Here is a 17,909-nt window from a genome sequence, read left to right on the forward strand (position 1 = left end):
TACCTGTGTCAGCCCACGAAAAACCTTGTGGCACTAGGCAAGCTGAGTAGCGAACTCAGCAGGTTCACAGGAGGGTCGATTACCGGCGAAACCAGGCAGCTCACTGAACATCACGGTCACCGGGGCGTGATCCGACCAGCGCTCTGCATACGTCGCTGCACGCTCCACCACTGCCGACTCAGCGAAGGATGCGATGCGCTCGGTTGTGTAAACCGTGTCGATGCGCCAGCCCGCGTCGTTGTCGTAGGCGCGACCACGATAGGACCACCAGCTGTACGGACCGGGGACACCCGGGTGCAGGCCGCGGACCACGTCCACATATCCGGCGGCGAGCATGTCATCGATCCAGGCCCGCTCATCGGGCAGGAAGCCGGAGTTCTTCAGGTTGCCCTTCCAGTTCTTGATATCGAGTTCGGTGTGCGCGACATTCCAATCGCCGCAGATCACGAAATCGCTGGTCTGCGCCCTCATATGCGCGCCGATCGCGTCCAGGAACCGATACTTCTCATCCTGCATCGGCGTATCCGCCTCGCCGGTGTGCACATACACGCTGGCCACGGTCAGCTCGTCGAATTCGGCCTCGACGTAGCGCCCGCTCCCGGCGAATTCGGCGCTGGCATGCCAGATACCGTCCTGCCAGCTTCCGATGCCGATGCGCGCCGAACGCGGTTCGCGACGGGACAGAATGCCGACCCCGGCGCGCCCCTTCGACCCGGGCTCCGCATGCGTCAGATGCCAACCGGAATCCAGCGCCGGAGCGAGCGCGGCGCGCGTCTGCTCATCGGTTGCCCGGGTCTCCTGCAGGCAGATGATGTCGGCCTCGGTGGCCGCCAGCCACTCGAGCATCCCCTTCCCCGTCTTCCCCGTCGCCGCCCGGACGCCGTTCACATTGATCGTGGAGATGATTGTCGGCACCTCACGACCGTACAATGCTGGTCAGACGAACTCCCCCGGACATCGCCGTCCAGAGAGGGGTGATGACAATGATGTCAGGCACCACCAACTCCTCCGCCCGTCGCGCGCCGATCAAGGCGCTGCATCTCGGATCCGGTGATCCGGTCCTTCTCCTGCACGGGTTCATGCTCTCGCCGCATTGCTGGGAACAGGTCGCGCTGCGGCTTTCCTCGCATTGCGAGGTCTTCGCCCCGGCCTTCGCCGGCCACTGGGGCGGCGAACCGATCGACGGCTGGTCCATCGATTTCCATGCCCTCGCCGACCGGATCGAGGATCAACTCGACGAACTCGGTTGGCGCACCTGCCATATCGCTGGCAATTCGCTCGGTGGCTTGGTCGGCTTCGAATTGGCTCGGCGCGGGCGAGCCCGCACGCTGACCGCGATCGCGCCGGCGGGCGGTTGGCAGTCGCCATCGCTTGCGCAATTGCGCGTCGGCGCGAAGTTCCTGGCCCTGGTGCCGATCATCGAAATCGGTAAGCGCCTGGGCGGATTCGCGATCGACAACCCGATCGCCCAACGCCTCGCGCTGCTCGCGCTGAGCAAGAACGTCGCGGCCGTCTCCCGACGTGACGTCGCCGCCATGATCACCGCGGCCCTGCACTGCGACGCCATGCTGCCGATGATCCTCGGCAGCATGCGTGCCCCGGCACTCGAGGAACTCTCGAACCTGCCCACCCCCGTCCGTCTCCTGATGGCCGAATACGACCGCATCATCCCGAACCGCGCCTACGCGCGCCGCTTCCTCCAAGAACTCCCCGACTCCGCCGACCGCATCCTCGTCCATGGCGTCGGCCACGTCCCGATGCTCGAGGCCCCCGACCGCATAGCCACCCTGATAGCCGAACACATCTACGCCAGCCGCACCCACTTGCGCGCGGTCTGACACATCGAGCAACCCCTGGTCAGCGAGTTGTCGACAGATCACTGCAACCGCATGACCTGCGGGCGTCCGGCCGACTACCCTCGCGCGCCATGGGGAGCCAAGAAGTCAAGCACGCGATCAGCCAGCTCCGGGGCGATGTCAACAGCCTGTACGAGCTGACCCACGCGACCGACAGTGCCGCCAAGGCCGCCAACCGTACGGTGCGTACTGCTGGTCGACACCTGCGTCAGCTGGAGAAGAGGACAGGCAGGCAACTGGCCATCGTCATCGCCACCCGCCGTCAGCACGGAATGGCGGCTGAGCAGCCGGGTTCTCGGCAGGCAAAAGTCAACACGGATGCGCAGCAGTTGAAGGCCGGTTTGACTCGGCTGGCGGACCGCATTGACGGTCTGCGCGATCGCACGAGCCGAATCAGGATGCAGGGCGACGCACTCGACCAGCGGGCGGGTGTATCGCGCAAACGCAGAGCGCAATTCGAACCGCAACTGGGCCAGCTCCACGCGCGAACCATGCAGCTGATTGCCCGGATCCACCAGATCGACCGAGAGAATCGACTGCTGATGACGCGCCTGACACAGCTCGACCGGCTGGTGTGCGAGATCGTGTCGCAAGATCGGTAGCACTGGCCGACTTCACCAAGGCCCTCCGGAGATGTCCCGGTTCTCGCGGTCGTTGACCCGATTCAGGAACTCGCGGAGGATCTTCGGGAACATCCAGTCGCGGGCAGTGGCCGATACCAGGCAGGACGACGAATTCGCTGTCGGCAGGAGGGCGTGGAGGGCACAGCTGGCGGCGACGGGGATCAGGCTCTCGGCGTATGCATTTTCGATCGAGTCGCCTATCGCAAGGGCAAACTAACCTACGGCACAGGCGGATTCGTCGCCCCACGCATGTGATCGCACGAGTGGGGCGATGAGGCAAATCGCCGGACAGCGCTACTGGGCGAGCAGGCCCTTCGCTATGTGGGTGACCTGGATTTCATTGCTCCCCGCGTAGATCATCAGGGACTTGGCGTCGCGGGCGAGCTGTTCCACGCGGTATTCGGTCATATAGCCGTTGCCGCCGAAGAGTTGCACCGCGTCCATGGCTACGTCGGTGGCGGCCTCGGAGGCGTAGAGCTTCATGGCCGAGGCCTCGGCGAGGGTCGGCGGCTTGCCCGCCTTGCCGCGCTCGAGGGTATTGAAGACCATGTTCTGCACGTTGATGCGGGCGATCTCCATCTTCGCCAGCTTGAGCTGGACCAGTTGGAAGCGGCCGATCTCCTGGCCCCACAGCTTGCGGCTCTTGGCGTATTCCACACAGAGCCGGTGACATTCGTTGATGATGCCCAGCGCCATGAAGGCGACGCCGACGCGTTCGGCGGTGAAGCTCGAGCGGGCACTCTCGCGGCCGTCGCCGCCCTTGTGCTCCTCGGTCTCGCCGAGCAGCCGGTCCCGACCCAATCGCACATTGTCGAAGAACAATTCACCGGTCGGCGAGGCGTGCAGGCCCATCTTCTTGAACGGCTTGCCCTGGGTGAGACCCTCCATGTCTTTGTCGAGGACGAAGGTGAGCACCTTGCGCTCGCGCTTATCGACGGGAGCCGAGCCTGCGGAGCGACCAGAAGATGCTGCGTCGCCCTCGTCGAGTTTGGCGTAGACGATCATGACATCGGCATACGGACCGTTGGTGATGAAGGTCTTCTGGCCGTTGAGGATGTAGTCCTCGCCGTCGCGCTTGACATAGGTCTTCATACCGCCGAACGCGTCCGACCCCGAATCGGGTTCGGTAATCGCCCACGACGCAACCTTTTTCATGGTGACGATATCGGCGAGCCAACGTTGCTTCTGCGCGAGCGTGCCGCGCGAGAGAATGGTGGTGGCCCCGAGACCGATGCTGACGCCCATCGCGGTGACCAGCCCCATGCACACACCGGACAGTTCCCCGATGAGCACCGCCATCAGCGATTCCTGACCCGCGAACGGGCTACCACCGGAAGACTTCTCGGACTTCGCCGGCAACGCCTCCCCCGCCGCGAGCGCCTCGGCCTTCTTGCGCTCCTTCGCCAGCAGGCGTTGGACCGCCTCACCGCCCATCGCATCGATCCCGAAGTCGCTGAACAACTTCCGGATGATCGGATACGGCGTCAACTCGCCGCTCTCCAGGGCGTCGAGGTGCGGCCGCACCTCCTTATCGATGAAGGTGTGCACCGCCTCGCGGATCATCTCGTCGGTCTCGGACCATTCGAACATCGTGGTTCTCCTAACGTTCGCGCGAGATCAAGGCAGCCGAGCGGCGATATCGTCGATGAGCCAGGGGCCCTCGGTCTCGATCGTCTTCACGTCGTGCCAGCCTGCCAACTCGGAGATGGCACCGCCCTGCACTGCGAAAACCTTGCCGGTGAGCGGGCATTTGTCGGTCGCCAGATAGGCGACCAATGGGGCGATATTGGCCGGGCTGAACGCGTCGAAATCGCCCTCCTCGATCGCCGCCGCCTCGGCGGCCATGATCTCGCCCATGCCGGGTGTGGCCAGCGTGAGCCGGGTGCGTGCGATCGGCGCGATGGCATTGACCCGGACACCGTAGCGCGCGAGTTCATCGGCCGCGACCAGGGTCAGCGCGGCGATTGCGGCCTTGGCCGCACCGTAGTTGGCCTGACCCGCGTTCGGGATGGTCGTTCCGGAGGCGGACGCGGTATTGATCACCGCGGCATTCGGCTGGTTGCCCGCCTTGCTCTGGCCCTTCCAGTACGCGGCGGCGTGGTGCAGCACCGCGGCATGGCCCTTGAGGTGCACCGCGATCACCGCATCCCACTGCGCCTCGTCCATGCCTGCTATGAACGCGTCGCGCAGAATGCCAGCGTTATTGACCACGATATCGAGGCCACCCAGCTCCGAAATCGCCTGCGCGACAAGACTGCCTGCGCCATCCCAGGTCGCGATATCGTCGGTGTTGGCCACCGCCTTGCCACCCGCCGCGATGATCTCGTTCACGACCTCCTGGGCCGGACCGACATCGGACCCCTCACCGGCATTGCTGCCGCCGAGGTCGTTCACGACGACCGCCGCACCCTCGCGAGCGAACAGCAGGGCGTGCTCACGCCCGATGCCACGGCCCGCGCCGGTGATGACGGCGACCCTTCCTTCAAGTGCACCCATCTGTACGGCTCCTAACGTGTTCGGTGATCAGTCGGCGACTTCGGCGAGACCGTCGCTGAGAACGACATCCGTCCCGCGAACGGTCTCGAAGGCATAGGTGGTGACGCCGTCGGCGGAACCGACCTTCCAGATCCGGGTCTCCAGGTCGTCGCCGGGGAAGACCATCTTGGCGAAGCGAACGGCAAATCGCTTCAGCCGGTTGACATCCGAACCGGCCACCTCGGTGAGTACCGCCCACGATGCGAAGGCCATGGTGCACAGACCGTGCGCGATGATCCCGGGCAGACCCGCGTCCTTGGCCACCTGCTCGTCGAGGTGCAGCGGCACCGGATCGCCGGAGGCCGGTGAATAGCGATAGGTCTGGTCCAGATCGACGTGCTGTGGCACCACCGCGACCGGATCCTGCGCCCGCAGGCTCTCGTCGAACTTGTGCGCCGGAGCAGCGATACCGACCGTCTTACCGGCGTCGATATTGCGGAAGAAGGCGGTCAGATACTGCTCATTGACCAACTCCCCGGCCTCGGTGCGGCATTCGATGAGGATGGTGATGGTGCTGCCGTTCGAACGGCTGGCGTAGCCGATCGCCTTGGCCCGCGACACCAGCCGGTCCCCGGGCCGGATCGCGCGGTGGAAGTGGAAATCCTGCTCCCCGTGCACGACTCGGCCGAAGATGTCCATCGGCGCGACATCGATCACCGGCATCATCATGGCCTCGAAGACCGGGACGACGCCGAAGACCGGCGCGGCCACCTTGCCCGCCAGATGCGCCTCGATCGGATCATTGGTGGCGGCGGCGTAGTCGGCGATTTGTTCCTGAGTGACCTCGAAACATTCTTCATCACACCAGGTTTCGAGCCCGCTGTCGTCGAATTCCACCGGCCGCGCCGCTTCGGCCTGCGCTGTCATCACCCGCTCCGTCCGGGTCAGGCCGAAGCCAGCGCGTCGAGCTGCTCGAGGGACCTGTCCAGCTGCTTCAGGCCGTCCTTCTCGACCGCCTTGCCGAGTGCGCCCTTGATCAGCGCACCTTCGAAGTCGCCGGAGACCAGGATGGTGCTGCCATCGCCCTTGGGCTGGATATCGAAGGTGAATTCGGTCTTCACCCCGGCCATTCCGGTGCCGCCGAGGGTGAGCTTGCTGGGCTGCTCGACCGCTACGACGGTCCATTCCAGCTTGTTCGCCATCCCGAGCATGACGATCTTCGCGACCAGCTTGGCCCCCTCGGCCAAGGTGGCGGGCGGCTCCTCCATGAACCGCTCGTGGATGGTGAACCACTTGTCCCAGGTCTGCGGGTCGGAGACGACCGCCCAAAGGGCATCGGGGGTGGCGTTGACATCCTTGGTGGCTTCGATATGGCCCATGAGTTGACTCCTCGTCGAGTGAATGTCGGTGCTGTGCGACGGCTTTCGCCGGTCAGATCAGCGGTCGGCCCGCTGGTAGGCCGTGACGACCGCGGCGCCGCCGAGGCCGATGTTGTGCTGTAGGGCGGCGGTGACGTTGTCGACCTGCCGCTTGTCCGCGGTGCCGCGCAGCTGCCAGGTGAGTTCGGAGCACTGCGCCAAACCCGTCGCACCCAGCGGATGTCCCTTGGAGATCAGGCCGCCGGAGGGGTTGACGACCCACTTGCCGCCGTAGGTGGTCTGGTTGTCGTCGATGAGCTTTCCGGCCTCACCCTCGCCGCAGAGCCCGAGGGCCTCATAGAGCAGCAGTTCGTTGGCGGAGAAGCAGTCGTGCAGTTCGATGACCTGGAAGTCCTGCGCACCGAGCCCGGCCTGCTCGTAAACCTTGCGCGCGGCTCGGACATTCATGTCATAGCCGATGATGTTCTTTGCGGTGTTGTCGAAGGTGGAGGCGAAATCGGTGGTCATCGCCTGGCCGACGATCTCGACCGCCTGCGCCGCGAGGTCGTGCGAGTTCACGAAATCCTCGCCGGCGAGGATTACCGCGCCGGAACCGTCCGAGGTCGGCGAACACTGCAGCTTGGTGAGCGGGTCGTAGATCATCCGCGAGCCCAGGATGTCATCGAGCGAATACTCGTCCTGGAACTGCGAATACGGGTTGTTCACCGAATGCTTGTGGTTCTTGTAGCCGATCTTCGCGAAATGCTCAGCGGTGGTGCCGTATTGCTTCATGTGCTCGCGACCGGCGGCACCGAACATCCACGGCGCCACCGGGAACAGCACCTCGGAGATCTCGGCCAGCGCCATGATGTGCTTGGCCATCGGCTGCTCGCGGTCGTCCCAGGTGGAGCCCAGCGAACCCGGTTGCATCTTCTCGAAGCCGAGCGCCAGCGTGCAATCGGCCAGTCCGCCCCGAATCGCCTGTGCCGCAAGGAAGAGCGCGGTAGATCCGGTCGAGCAGTTGTTGTTGACATTGACCACCGGAATACCGGTCATACCGAGTTCGTAGACCGCGCGCTGGCCGGAAGTGGATTCGCCGTACACGTACCCGACGTAGGCCTGTTCGACCTCGCGATAGTCGATGCCGGCATCGGCGAGCGCCTTGGTGCCCGATTCCCGCGCCATATCCGGGTAGTCCCACGCACTGCCATCTTCGTTCTTGCGGCGGCCCGGCTTCTCGAACTTCGTCATGCCGACGCCGACGACGTAGACCTTGTTCGTCATCGAACTCCCTTGGGTAGGGCCGCCCGCACCAGCAACGGACGACAGTGGCCGATCCAGCGGGACCGGACTGTTAACAAACATACAAAGCTGTATGTAACTGCGCAAGACGGACACTTGGCTCGCATCACGATGTCGGCAAGTAGGCAGGTAATTGCAGCTACGGCAGCACATACAGCTGAATGTGTATGTACAGCCAATAGTCGCTGGTAACAGGCATCGCAAGATGTTTGGACCACTGGATCCAACCCCAACTACTGTGATGCGCGTCACACCACGGGGTGGGTATCAACAGCTATTCCGCATCCATGCCGCCGCGCACGCCGAAGAACGTGCGCAAGCGGTAGGGCTGAGTGCTGCGCGCAGACCAGGCCGGCACTACCCGCGACGCAGCGACAACGGCAGCGATCTATTCGACCGATGTCCGATCCACCAGCGATTGCGCGGCGAGCGCTGCCGCCGCGACCTGCCGCAGATGCGCCGAGGCGCGCCGCCACCGCCGGTGCGCCCGCGCGGTATCCGGATCAATGAAGTTGGAGACCAGAATGCCGCGCAGCGCGTCCATCGCAGTGTAGATGAAATCGCGAGTCTCCTTGCGTCGCATCTCATCCGGCACGAAGCGGGCGACCGCCATCAGCACCGCGTTATTGACGAACGGCTCGACCTTCTCCATGGCCGAGGCGAGCACCGGATCGGTCCGGCCCGCCACCCACAGCTCGACCGTCGCGATGAACAGCGGCCCCTGATGCAGCTCCCAGAGAAATTCCAGGGCCATTCCGACCGGATCATCCCCGGCCTGAACCTTGGGCATCTCCCGCATCGCGGTCTCGGCCCGCAGCTGCGCCAGATGGCTGATCGCCGCCACCACCAGATCGGTCTTGGAGCCGAAGTGATGCACCTGCGCCCCACGGGTGACCCCGGCCCGCTCGGCGACCCGGGGCGTCGTCGTTCCCCCATAGCCGTACTCGACCAGACAGTCGATGGTCGCGTCGAGCAGCCGCGTCCGCATCTCGCTGCTACGCTGCTCCTGCGTACGGCGCTGTTTGGACGCTGCGGGCCTGGTCATTCCGGCGATTCTACACTTACATACAGATCTGTATGTTCATTGGATATCAGCAGGCTCGGCCGAGGTAGGCGCACAGCCTGCGATGCGCGGGGGCGTCCTCGGGCATCGGCAGCTCGGGGCCGAACATCCCGGGCGCGCGGAAGTTGTCCGTGCCCATGTCGCGCATGGTCGCGAGCATGTCCGCGCAGAGCTCCTCATCCAACAGTCGCTCCTGTCCGGTGGCGACCGCGAGATCGACGCCGTGCACGAGCACTTCGGTCAGGTGTATGACCGCCGCCATCGGACCCGGCACACTGCCGAATCCGAGACGGATCTCGCGCTCCAGCGCATCGGGGAGATGCCATGCCGCACTGTCGATTACGGCCGCATCGGCATAGGCGGCGCGCGGATCGACGCCGAGCCAGTCGTCGTGATGCCCACGATCCGGTTCCACACCGCGCAGTTGCGCGGCGAAGATGTTCATCCCGCCCACCAGGTGGTTGAGCAACTCGTGCACATCCCACTCCACGCAGGGCGTCTGCGCGTTCATGTGTTCAGCGGGAATGCCTTTGACGATGGCGGCCGTCATGTCGATGGCACGGTCGATGCGGGCGATCACGGTGTTCATGCGGTACTCCAGAAGTCTTGACGGCCACAAGGGTTCGGTTCAGATGCATGTCGTCGAGCCGCGGTCACGGAGCTGGCCGGACTCATCACCGCTCCTAAACGCAGTTCGTAACGGCGTTAATGGCAGCGTAGCGTCGAACCCGCAACAAACGCAAGCGCGAACTGCGTTAAGATATGAACATGGCGGAACAGTCACGCACCCGACGCCCGGGCGGTCGCAGCGCCCGCGTGCGGGCGGCGGTGCACCAGGCGGTTACCGAACTCGTCGCCGAACGCGGCTACGGGAATTTCACCGTCGCCGAAGTCGCGGCCCGCGCGGGTGTGGCCGACACCAGCATCTACCGCCGCTGGGGCAATCTGGAGGCACTGGCCATGGAGGTCACGGTCGAGCGGCTCACCACCGAATCGGCCATGCCGGATACCGGTGACCTGGTCGGCGACCTGCGCGCCTACGCCGCGCAGGCGGCCCGAGATGTGAACGGCCCCAATGGACTCGCGCTGCTGCGCAGCATCCTCGCGCTCATCGATACCGGTGAGGCAGGCGAACGAACCCGTGATCAGTTCCTGGCCGAGCGAGTCGAACAGATCCAGCGCATGCTCGACCGGGCCACCGCCCGCGGCGAAAACGCCCCCGACGTACTGCAAGTCGTCGACATCATCCTGGCCCCCATGTACACCCGCACCCTTTTCGGAACCGGCCCGCTCACCGACGAGTACGTCGACATCCTGGTCGACCGCCTGTTGAGCATCAGCGCCGTTCGATAAGTAGAAGTGATCGGACCGGCTCGAAAACGGCGTTGTTCCCGCATTGTCGCTGCTACAGGCTGAAGCGGCATATGGAACGACCCGTTGGAGCCGAATTGTCCGAGATCAAGCCCTTCCGCATCGACATACCGCAGGCCGCTCTCGACGACCTCGCCCTGCGCCTGCTGCGCACCCGGCTCATCTCGGAACTGCCCGCCATGGCAAGCGCGGGCCGCGGGGACGTCGGCATACCGGTACGGCCCGATTCGGAATACGGAGTGCCGCTGTCGTATGTCGGTCCGCTGCTCGAATACTGGCGCGACATGTTCGATTGGCGCGCACAAGAGCAGCGACTCAACTCCTTTGCACAGTTCACCACCGAAATCGATGGGCAGAAGATTCATTTCGTGCACGTCAGGTCGCCGGAGCCGGATGCGATGCCGCTACTGCTCGCCCATGGGTGGCCGACCACGTTCACCGAATTCCTCGGCCTGGTAGGCGAATTGACCGATCCGCGCGCTCATCGCGGTGATCCGGCAGACGCCTTCCACGTGGTGATCCCGTCCTATCCGGGCTTCGCGTTCTCCGGGCCGACGCGCACAGCGGGCTGGCATCCGGTACGGATCGCGGCGGTCTTCAATGAGCTGATGATCCAGCTCGGCTATGACCGCTACGGTGTGCACGGCAATGACAGCGGCGCCACCGTCGCACCCGAAATGGGTAGGCTCGCACCGGAGAACGTGGTCGGCGTGCACGTCGATCAGATCTTCTCCTTCCCGAAGGGCGAGCCGGGCGAGTTGGACGGACTCACCGACCAGGAGCTGATGCTCATCCAATTCGGCCGGAAATTCCGGGAGTACTCCGGCACGGACTTCACCCAGCAGGCCCGGCCGCAGTCCCCCGGCCACGCTCGCTCCGATTCGCCGGTCGGCCAACTCGCCTGGAGCGCGCAGTTGCTGACCGATTCCATGACCCGGGACGAGATCCTGACCAATGTCGCGATCTATTGGTTCACCAACACCTCGGCGCCCGCGTGCCGGTTCTACTTCGAGAATGAATATTCGACCCCGACTACAACGCCGATAGGGCTCGCCTGTTTCGGCCACGACTTCAAGCCGCCGCGCAAGTTCGCCGAGCGCGATCACGCCAACATTGTGCAATGGCACGAATACGACCAGGGCGGGCACTGGGCCGCCTACGAGGTGCCCGACCTGCTGCTCGCGGATATCCGCGATTTCTTCCGTAAAGTCATCTGAGATATGGGTTTTCGACGCGTGGTCACCGGCCACGATACGAACGGCAAGGCCGTCGTCGTCAGCGATGCGGAGTTCGCGTCGAGCGGTCACGGTCCGGACTCGATCTGGGCGGCCGACGCACCGCCCAGCTTCCCCGATGCGGGTGCCAGGCCCGAATTCGCGGGTCCACTCATTCCCCTCCCCGGGGGTTTCCATGTCATCCGGCTGAGTTTCCCACCACGCTTCGACCCGGATAATTGGGCCGACTCCTCGGATCCGGTCCAAGCCGCGGCCGCCGCCATGGCACAGATCTCTACCTCGGTGGCTGTTGTCGACGATCCGAACCCGCCCGAAACCTACGGCGCGGCACCGGATTTCACCGGGTTCCACGCGACCGCATCGATGGACTGCCTGATGCAGCTCACGGGCGAGTCGGTATGCGTGCTCGAGGATGCCGAGATTCGGTTGGCGCCCGGGGACTGGCTCGTCCTCAATGGTGTGGTGCACGCCTGGCGCAACGACGGCGACCAGGAGGCAGTGCTGATCGGCATGATCGCAGGCGCGAAGCACAGCGGCGCCCCGCTGCGCGAGCACTGACGACAACGTAACGTTCAGATCGCACGCTGAACATTCGATCGGAAGGTCTCGATGGAGCTGCGAGATATCGAGATCTTCCTCATGTTGGCCGAGGAGCTGCACTTCGGCAGGACCGCCCAACGACTGCACCTTTCCCAGGCGCGAGTGAGTCAATCCATCAAGAGTCAGGAACGCCGCATCGGCGGTCGCTTGGTGGACCGCTCCAATCCGCGCAACGTCCAGCTCACCCCGCTCGGCCGCCAACTTCTCGTCGAACTGCTCCCGAACTATCGGGGCCTGGTCCGGGCGATCGAACATGCCCGGCGCACCGCACAGGGCATCTCCGGCGTACTGCGCGTCGCCATGATCGGCTACAACCCCTATGACTATCAGCCGTTCTGGGACGCCTTCCGCCGCGCACACCCGGACTGGGAGCTGCAGATCCGCAGTAGCGAGTTCGGCGACCAGTTCGGCCCGCTGAGTCGCGACGAAGCCGACGTCGTCATCGCCTGGCTGCCCGTCGAAGAACCCGGCCTGACCGTCGGGCCGATCATCGCCACGGAGCCGATGGTGGCGATGATGCCCGACCGCCACGAACTGGCTGGCGAAAAGTGGGTATCGCTGGAGGTATTCGGCGACCGCGGCGTGCTGGAACCCAACGCACCACTGCCCGATTACTGGGAGGACGCCGTCAGCCCCTTCTACACGCCCTCGGGCCGCCCCATCCACCGTGTCGCGCCGATCTCGACGCTCGAGGACATCCTGGCCACCGCCAGCACCAGCGACGTCTTCACCAGCTGCATGAGCCACATCGCCCGCTACTACAACCGACCCGGCATCTCCTATCTGCCCATCACCGATTCCCACCTTGTTCGGTGGGCACCGGTCTGGCGCAGCGACTCCGAAACCGAGCAGATCCGCGCATTCGCCCGGGTGATCCGCGATATGGGCTGCCTCGTGCAGAACTGAGCCCCAGCCGCTCCGGGCACCGGGGAAATCGACATCGGGCTGTCGACATTGCCCCGGACAGCATCGTCATCCGCGAGGATGACCTGGTAACCCGATCTCGATCGAGGAGCGCATATGACCGACTGGAACAAGAACATCATCGAGGAGTTCCGGAGCAATAGCGGCAAGGTCGGCGGCCCGTTCGAAGGCAAGGACCTGTTGCTGCTCACTACCACCGGCGCGAAAACCGGGCTGCCGCGGACCAATCCGACGGCCTATATCCGCGACGGCGACCGTCTGGTGATCATCGCGTCCAAGGCCGGCGCACCCGGCCACCCGGACTGGTACCACAATCTGCTGGCGAATCCGAAGGTCAGGCTGGAAATCGGCACCGAAACCATCGAGGCGACCGCCGATCACCGGGGGCCCGGAACGCGATCGGCTCTACGCCGCGATGGTGGCTGTCATGCCGGGCTTCGCCGAATACGAGACCAAGACCAGTCGGGTGATCCCGGTCGTCGCGCTGCAACCGAGCACCTGACGACTACGTTCGCCGCGCGGCCCAGACCGTGAGGGTGAACAACACAACACCGAGGACGGCCAGACCCGCGCCGACGGTGGCCGGAGCGGTATAGCCGAGACCCGCCGCGATGACGAGTCCGCCCAGCCACGCGCCCGCGGCATTGGCGATATTGAGGGCGGCGTGATTGAGCGCCGCCGCGAGCGTCTGCGCGTCGGCGGCGACATCCATCAGCCGGGTCTGCAGAGCTGGCGCCAGCGCCGCACCCGAGGCACCGATGAGGAAGGCGCCGATGCCCGCGGTGTACGGATTGTGCGCGGCGGCAACGAACCCCGCGAGAATGACCACCATGGCGATCATCGAGAGGTAGATCGCCCGGTCGACGCCGCGGTCGGCGAGGATGCCGCCGACGATATTGCCCGCGACCATGCCCAGGCCGAAGAGCATGAGCACGAATGGAACCAGACCGAGCCGCATGCCCGCGACATCGGTCAGCGTGGTGGTGATGTAGGTGTAGACGGCGAACATGCCGCCGAAGCCGATGGCACCGACCAGCAGGGTCAGCAGTACTTGCGGGCGGCGGAGTGCGCCGAGTTCGGTCATCGGGTTGGTGATCCGGATGCCGTGCAGTTCGGGAACGAACCGAATGAGGGCGGCGACCGTGACGATTCCGATCACCGCGACCACCACGAAGGCGTCGCGCCAGCCGAGATGCTGGCCCAGCCAGGTGGCGCTGGGAACGCCGACGACATTGGCGGCGCTCAAACCCAGCATAACCGCAGCAACCGCCTTTGCGCGCTGCCCGACCGGAGCCAATGTGGCGGCGGCCAGCGAGGCGACACCGAAATACGCGCCGTGCGGCAGTCCGGAGACGAATCGGGCGATGACGAGGGTTGCGAAGGAGGGCGCGCCGACGGTCGCCGCATTTCCGATGCTGAACGCCACCATCAGCGCGATGAGCAGACGTTTGCGCGGTACCCGCGCGGCCAGCGCGGCGATCACCGGCGCTCCGATGACCACGCCGAGCGCATAGGCCGATACCGCATGTCCCGCGGTCGGCTCGGATACGTTCATGGCGCTGGCAATATCGGGCAGCAAACCCATCGTGACGAATTCGGTTGTGCCGATTCCGAATCCGCCGAGGGCCAGCGCCAGCATCGCGGGAATATGCCAGTCCGTCCGTTCGGCCTCGGCGAGTGCTGGGGTCTGGGTGGCAACGGAACCGGTCACGTATTGATGTAACCGTCGGGCGACTCCGGTCGCTTCCCGGGTAGACGTGAGTTTCCCCACGTCAGCATCGAGAATTCGGACGAACGACTGCCATACCGCGCACACCGGGCAGCCCGACGGCAACCCACCGGTTGCTGAGCCCAGGAAGGTGAAGTCCGGCCGCACACGCGGGTCGCGGAAACAGTGCGGGCACCCGTACCACCGGTGTGGTGCGGGTGCCCGTATGTCGCGCCCGGCGCTGGCTCTTGCCCAGCGCCGGGTTATTCGGTTCGGCCGGTCGGCGCGGTGCGCGCGACCGGATCGACGGTCAACCGTCAGCGCAGGGCGCGGGCCAGGTTGGCGTCGAGCGCACCGAGGAACTCCTCGGTGGTCAGGTAGCCCTGGTCGCCGCCGACGAGCAGCGCGAGGTCCTTGGTCATCTGGCCGCCCTCGACGGTCTTGATGACGACGTCCTCGAGGGTCTGCGCGAAGCCGATCACCTCGGGGGTGTTGTCCAGCTTGCCGCGGTGCTCGAGGCCACGGGTCCAGGCGAAGATCGACGCGATCGGGTTGGTCGAGGTCGGCTTGCCCTGCTGGTGCTGGCGGTAGTGCCGGGTGACGGTGCCGTGCGCGGCCTCGGCCTCACAGGTCCTGCCGTCCGGGGTCAGCAGCACCGAGGTCATCAGGCCGAGCGAGCCGAAGCCCTGGGCCACGGTGTCGGACTGCACGTCGCCGTCGTAGTTCTTGCAGGCCCAGACGTAGCCGCCCTCCCACTTCATGGAGGAGGCGACCATATCGTCGATCAGGCGGTGCTCGTAGGTGAGGCCCGCGGCGTCGAACTGGGTCTTGAACTCGGCCTCGAAGACTTCCTGGAAGGTGTCCTTGAACATGCCGTCGTAGGCCTTGAGGATGGTGTTCTTCGTCGACATGTACACCGGGTAGTTCTGCTGCAGGCCGTAGTTGAACGACGCGCGCGCGAAATCCTCGATGGACTTCTTGAAGTTGTACATGCCCATGATGACGCCGCCGTCCTCGGGCATCTTCACGACCTCGTGCACGATCGGCTCGCTGCCGTCGTCCGGGGTGAAGGTGAGGGTGACCGTGCCGCCCTCGAAGACCTTGAAGTCGGTGGCGCGGTACTGGTCACCGAACGCGTGACGGCCGATGATGATCGGCTTGGTCCAACCGGGAACCAGACGCGGCACATTCGAGATGATGATCGGCGCGCGGAAAATGGTGCCGCCGAGAATATTGCGGATGGTGCCGTTGGGCGAGCGCCACATCTTCTTCAGGCCGAATTCCTCGACCCGGGCCTCATCGGGGGTGATGGTGGCACATTTGACACCGACGCCGTGCTCTTTGATGGCGTTCGCGGCGTCGATGGTGACCTGGTCGTCGGTCTTGTCCCGATACTCGATGCCGAGGTCGTAGTACTCCAGGTTCACATCGAGATACGGGTGGATCAGCTTGTCCTTGATGAACTGCCAGATGATCCGGGTCATCTCGTCGCCGTCGAGTTCTACGACGGTGCCTTCAACCTTGATCTTGGACATGGATCTTCGTGTCCTCCTAGGATGGTGCCCTCATTGCACGGCCAGGCGAACACGCTTGTGAGCGGACCCTAGCTGTTCCAACAGACAACGTATATGTCCCGCGTTGTCCACGAGACGTGTGGTGCAAACAAGACAAGCGTACTGCTGCCATTGACCTCACCGCGCGGGCAGCCCCCCATGTGAAGACGCTCGAAACGGTTACCGACAAGTAGGTCGGCAGTGACGTGCGCCACCGCGAAATAGCAATGTCCGGGTATCCCGAAGGACACCCGGACCAGCTATTTCATGATCAGACCGCGACCGGAATCCGCGCACCCTCCTCGGATCCCTCGATCAGGTTTTCCGGCTTGTCCCGAATCATCAACGCGATCACCGGAATTGCGGCGAGGAAGAATCCCGCGCCGACATAGAACGCGACGTCGTAGCTGTGGATCGAGGCGCGGGCCATCAGGTTGTCGACCATCGGGTTGTTCTGCGCGAAGGTCTTGGCCGTCTGCACCGAGATCGTGGTGAGCAGCGCGGTACCGACCGCACCGCCGACCTGCTGGGCCGCGTTCAGCAGGGCACTGGCCACACCCGAGTCCTCCTCCTCGACCTGATGCAGCGCGACGGTCTGCATGCCGACGAACAGCGGGCCCATGCCGAGCGCGATCAGCACCTGCGCGGGCAGCACGCTGGCCGCGTAGCTGTCGCCGAAGCTCAGCTGCGCCAGCCACACCAGCCCGAGGACACCGAGCACGGCGCCCGCCACCATCAGCGGACGCGGGCCGAGCTTCGGCAGCAGCGCGCTGGTGACACCGGCGGAGATCGCGATGCCCGCCGGGAACGGCAGGAAGGCGAAGCCGGCCTTCAGCGACGAGTAGCCGAGGGTGATCTGGAAGTAGTAGCTCAGGAACAGGAACATCGCGAACATGGCGATCGGGATCAGCAATGCGGCGAGGAAGGCGCCGCCGCGGTTGATCTCACCCGGAATATGCAGCGGCAGCAGCGGATTCGTCGAGCGGCGCTCGATGACGACGAAGGCGATCAGCAAGGCGATACCGACGACGAGCAGTCCGAGGGTGCTCCCGGCCAGCCAGCCGTCCTCGGCGGCGCGGCTGAATCCGTACACGATGGCGATCAGACCGAGCGTCACGGTGACCGCACCCGGCACGTCATAGCCGCCGGTGCGCGGTGTCGGCACATCCCGCACCACGAACGCCAGCGCGCCGAGCAGCGCGAGCAGCGCGATCGGGGTGTTCACCAGCAGGCACCACCGCCACGAGGCGTACTCGGTCAGCGCACCACCGGCGATCAGGCCGAGCGCCGCACCACCCGCGGAGATTCCGGCGAACACGCCGAATGCGGTCGCGCGCTCCTTCGCCTCGGTGAAGGTCACCGAGAGCAATGACAGCGCCGCCGGCGCGAGCAACGCCGCGAACGCGCCCTGCAGCGCACGCCCGGCAAACAGCTCGGCACCGTTCTGCGCCAGACCGGCCACCGCGGATGCCCCGGCGAAGCCGACCAGGCCGACGATGAAGACTCGCCGCCGCCCCATGTAGTCGGCCAGCCGTCCGCCGAGCAGCAGCAGACCGCCGAAGATCAGCGTGTAGGCGGTGAGCATCCACTGCCTGTTGCCGTCACTGATATCGAGATCCTGCTGCGCGAAGGGCAGCGAGATGGTCACGATGGTGGCGTCGAGAACCACCATGAGCTGGGCCAATGCAATCACCCCCAGCGCCAGCCAGCGCGTCGAGCTGGCCTGTCTTTCCGGAACTTCCACCACTGTCGCGGTCTCGCTCACTGTCTTCTCCTAGCCGTCCGAAGTACTGCAGTCATCCTGTCATCGACGGACATTTGTCGTCAAGAGAAAAATGTCG

Annotated in this window: 17 protein-coding genes and 1 pseudogene; 7 read left to right on the forward strand and 11 right to left on the reverse strand. The window is 64.9% G+C overall.

The window, feature by feature from the left end; genetic code table 11:
• Nucleotides 1-33: 33 nt before the first annotated feature.
• Complete coding sequence (locus tag ACQP0C_RS36185; RefSeq protein WP_433727468.1) at nt 34-915, reverse strand: exodeoxyribonuclease III; 882 nt, start codon at nt 913-915, stop codon at nt 34-36.
• Between the two features lie 68 nt (nt 916-983).
• Between ACQP0C_RS36185 and ACQP0C_RS36190 the strand changes: the two genes are divergently transcribed.
• Together ACQP0C_RS36190 and ACQP0C_RS36195 are read left to right on the forward strand one after the other, a co-directional pair.
• Nucleotides 984-1,838, forward strand: coding sequence for an alpha/beta fold hydrolase (locus tag ACQP0C_RS36190; protein ID WP_433727470.1), 855 nt, complete (start codon nt 984-986; stop codon nt 1,836-1,838).
• A gap of 89 nt (nt 1,839-1,927) precedes the next feature.
• Nucleotides 1,928-2,458: a hypothetical protein gene (locus tag ACQP0C_RS36195; RefSeq protein WP_433727472.1), complete on the forward strand. Its 531-nt coding sequence runs from the start codon at nt 1,928-1,930 to the stop codon at nt 2,456-2,458.
• Nucleotides 2,459-2,773: 315 nt separating this feature from the next.
• Here the strand turns inward: ACQP0C_RS36195 and ACQP0C_RS36200 are convergent, their stop codons facing one another.
• The 7 genes from ACQP0C_RS36200 to ACQP0C_RS36230 all read right to left on the reverse strand — a co-directional run bounded on the left by ACQP0C_RS36200 (nt 2,774) and on the right by ACQP0C_RS36230 (nt 9,266).
• Nucleotides 2,774-4,069 (reverse strand): acyl-CoA dehydrogenase family protein, encoded by a 1,296-nt coding sequence (locus ACQP0C_RS36200; protein ID WP_433727474.1) that lies wholly within the window; start codon nt 4,067-4,069, stop codon nt 2,774-2,776.
• A 27-nt stretch (nt 4,070-4,096) separates the two neighbouring features.
• Nucleotides 4,097-4,975, reverse strand: a complete 879-nt coding sequence (locus tag ACQP0C_RS36205; RefSeq protein ID WP_433727476.1) for an SDR family oxidoreductase — start codon at nt 4,973-4,975, stop codon at nt 4,097-4,099.
• A 27-nt stretch (nt 4,976-5,002) separates the two neighbouring features.
• A complete protein-coding gene (locus ACQP0C_RS36210; protein ID WP_433727478.1) occupies nt 5,003-5,881 on the reverse strand; it encodes a MaoC/PaaZ C-terminal domain-containing protein in 879 nt (292 codons plus the stop codon).
• Between the two features lie 17 nt (nt 5,882-5,898).
• A complete protein-coding gene (locus ACQP0C_RS36215; RefSeq protein ID WP_433680814.1) occupies nt 5,899-6,333 on the reverse strand; it encodes a type II toxin-antitoxin system Rv0910 family toxin in 435 nt (144 codons plus the stop codon).
• 57 nt (nt 6,334-6,390) lie between these two features.
• Complete coding sequence (locus ACQP0C_RS36220) at nt 6,391-7,596, reverse strand: lipid-transfer protein (RefSeq protein WP_433727480.1); 1,206 nt, start codon at nt 7,594-7,596, stop codon at nt 6,391-6,393.
• Between the two features lie 406 nt (nt 7,597-8,002).
• Nucleotides 8,003-8,659 (reverse strand): TetR/AcrR family transcriptional regulator, encoded by a 657-nt coding sequence (locus ACQP0C_RS36225; protein ID WP_433727482.1) that lies wholly within the window; start codon nt 8,657-8,659, stop codon nt 8,003-8,005.
• A 46-nt stretch (nt 8,660-8,705) separates the two neighbouring features.
• The gene (locus ACQP0C_RS36230) at nt 8,706-9,266 is read right to left on the reverse strand and encodes a TIGR03086 family metal-binding protein (RefSeq protein WP_433727485.1); all 561 of its coding nucleotides are present in this window, start codon (nt 9,264-9,266) and stop codon (nt 8,706-8,708) included.
• 179 nt (nt 9,267-9,445) lie between these two features.
• On the opposite strand from ACQP0C_RS36230, the gene ACQP0C_RS36235 reads away from it, so the two are divergent.
• The 5 genes and pseudogenes from ACQP0C_RS36235 (at nt 9,446) to ACQP0C_RS36255 (ending at nt 13,309) form a co-directional block, all read left to right on the forward strand.
• Nucleotides 9,446-10,030 carry a TetR/AcrR family transcriptional regulator gene (locus ACQP0C_RS36235; protein ID WP_433727487.1) on the forward strand — a complete coding sequence of 195 codons (585 nt, stop codon included), beginning with the start codon at nt 9,446-9,448 and terminating at the stop codon, nt 10,028-10,030.
• Nucleotides 10,031-10,101: 71 nt separating this feature from the next.
• Nucleotides 10,102-11,265 (forward strand): epoxide hydrolase family protein, encoded by a 1,164-nt coding sequence (locus ACQP0C_RS36240; protein ID WP_433727489.1) that lies wholly within the window; start codon nt 10,102-10,104, stop codon nt 11,263-11,265.
• A 3-nt stretch (nt 11,266-11,268) separates the two neighbouring features.
• Nucleotides 11,269-11,841 carry a hypothetical protein gene (locus tag ACQP0C_RS36245; RefSeq protein ID WP_433727491.1) on the forward strand — a complete coding sequence of 191 codons (573 nt, stop codon included), beginning with the start codon at nt 11,269-11,271 and terminating at the stop codon, nt 11,839-11,841.
• Nucleotides 11,842-11,892: 51 nt separating this feature from the next.
• On the forward strand, nt 11,893-12,789 hold the full coding sequence (locus ACQP0C_RS36250; RefSeq protein WP_433727493.1) for a LysR family transcriptional regulator: 897 nt from the start codon (nt 11,893-11,895) through the stop codon (nt 12,787-12,789).
• A gap of 114 nt (nt 12,790-12,903) precedes the next feature.
• A pseudogene (locus tag ACQP0C_RS36255) lies at nt 12,904-13,309 on the forward strand (nitroreductase family deazaflavin-dependent oxidoreductase).
• A gap of 3 nt (nt 13,310-13,312) precedes the next feature.
• Here the strand turns inward: ACQP0C_RS36255 and ACQP0C_RS36260 are convergent.
• The 3 genes from ACQP0C_RS36260 to ACQP0C_RS36270 form a co-directional block, all read right to left on the reverse strand.
• Nucleotides 13,313-14,446 (reverse strand): MFS transporter, encoded by a 1,134-nt coding sequence (locus tag ACQP0C_RS36260; protein ID WP_433734752.1) that lies wholly within the window; start codon nt 14,444-14,446, stop codon nt 13,313-13,315.
• 386 nt (nt 14,447-14,832) lie between these two features.
• A complete protein-coding gene (locus tag ACQP0C_RS36265; protein WP_433727495.1) occupies nt 14,833-16,050 on the reverse strand; it encodes an NADP-dependent isocitrate dehydrogenase in 1,218 nt (405 codons plus the stop codon).
• 289 nt (nt 16,051-16,339) lie between these two features.
• Nucleotides 16,340-17,833: an MFS transporter gene (locus tag ACQP0C_RS36270; RefSeq protein WP_433727497.1), complete on the reverse strand. Its 1,494-nt coding sequence runs from the start codon at nt 17,831-17,833 to the stop codon at nt 16,340-16,342.
• Nucleotides 17,834-17,909: the final 76 nt, after the last annotated feature.

The sequence above is a fragment of the Nocardia sp. CA-129566 genome, from assembly GCF_050956075.1.
Classification (GTDB): domain Bacteria; phylum Actinomycetota; class Actinomycetes; order Mycobacteriales; family Mycobacteriaceae; genus Nocardia.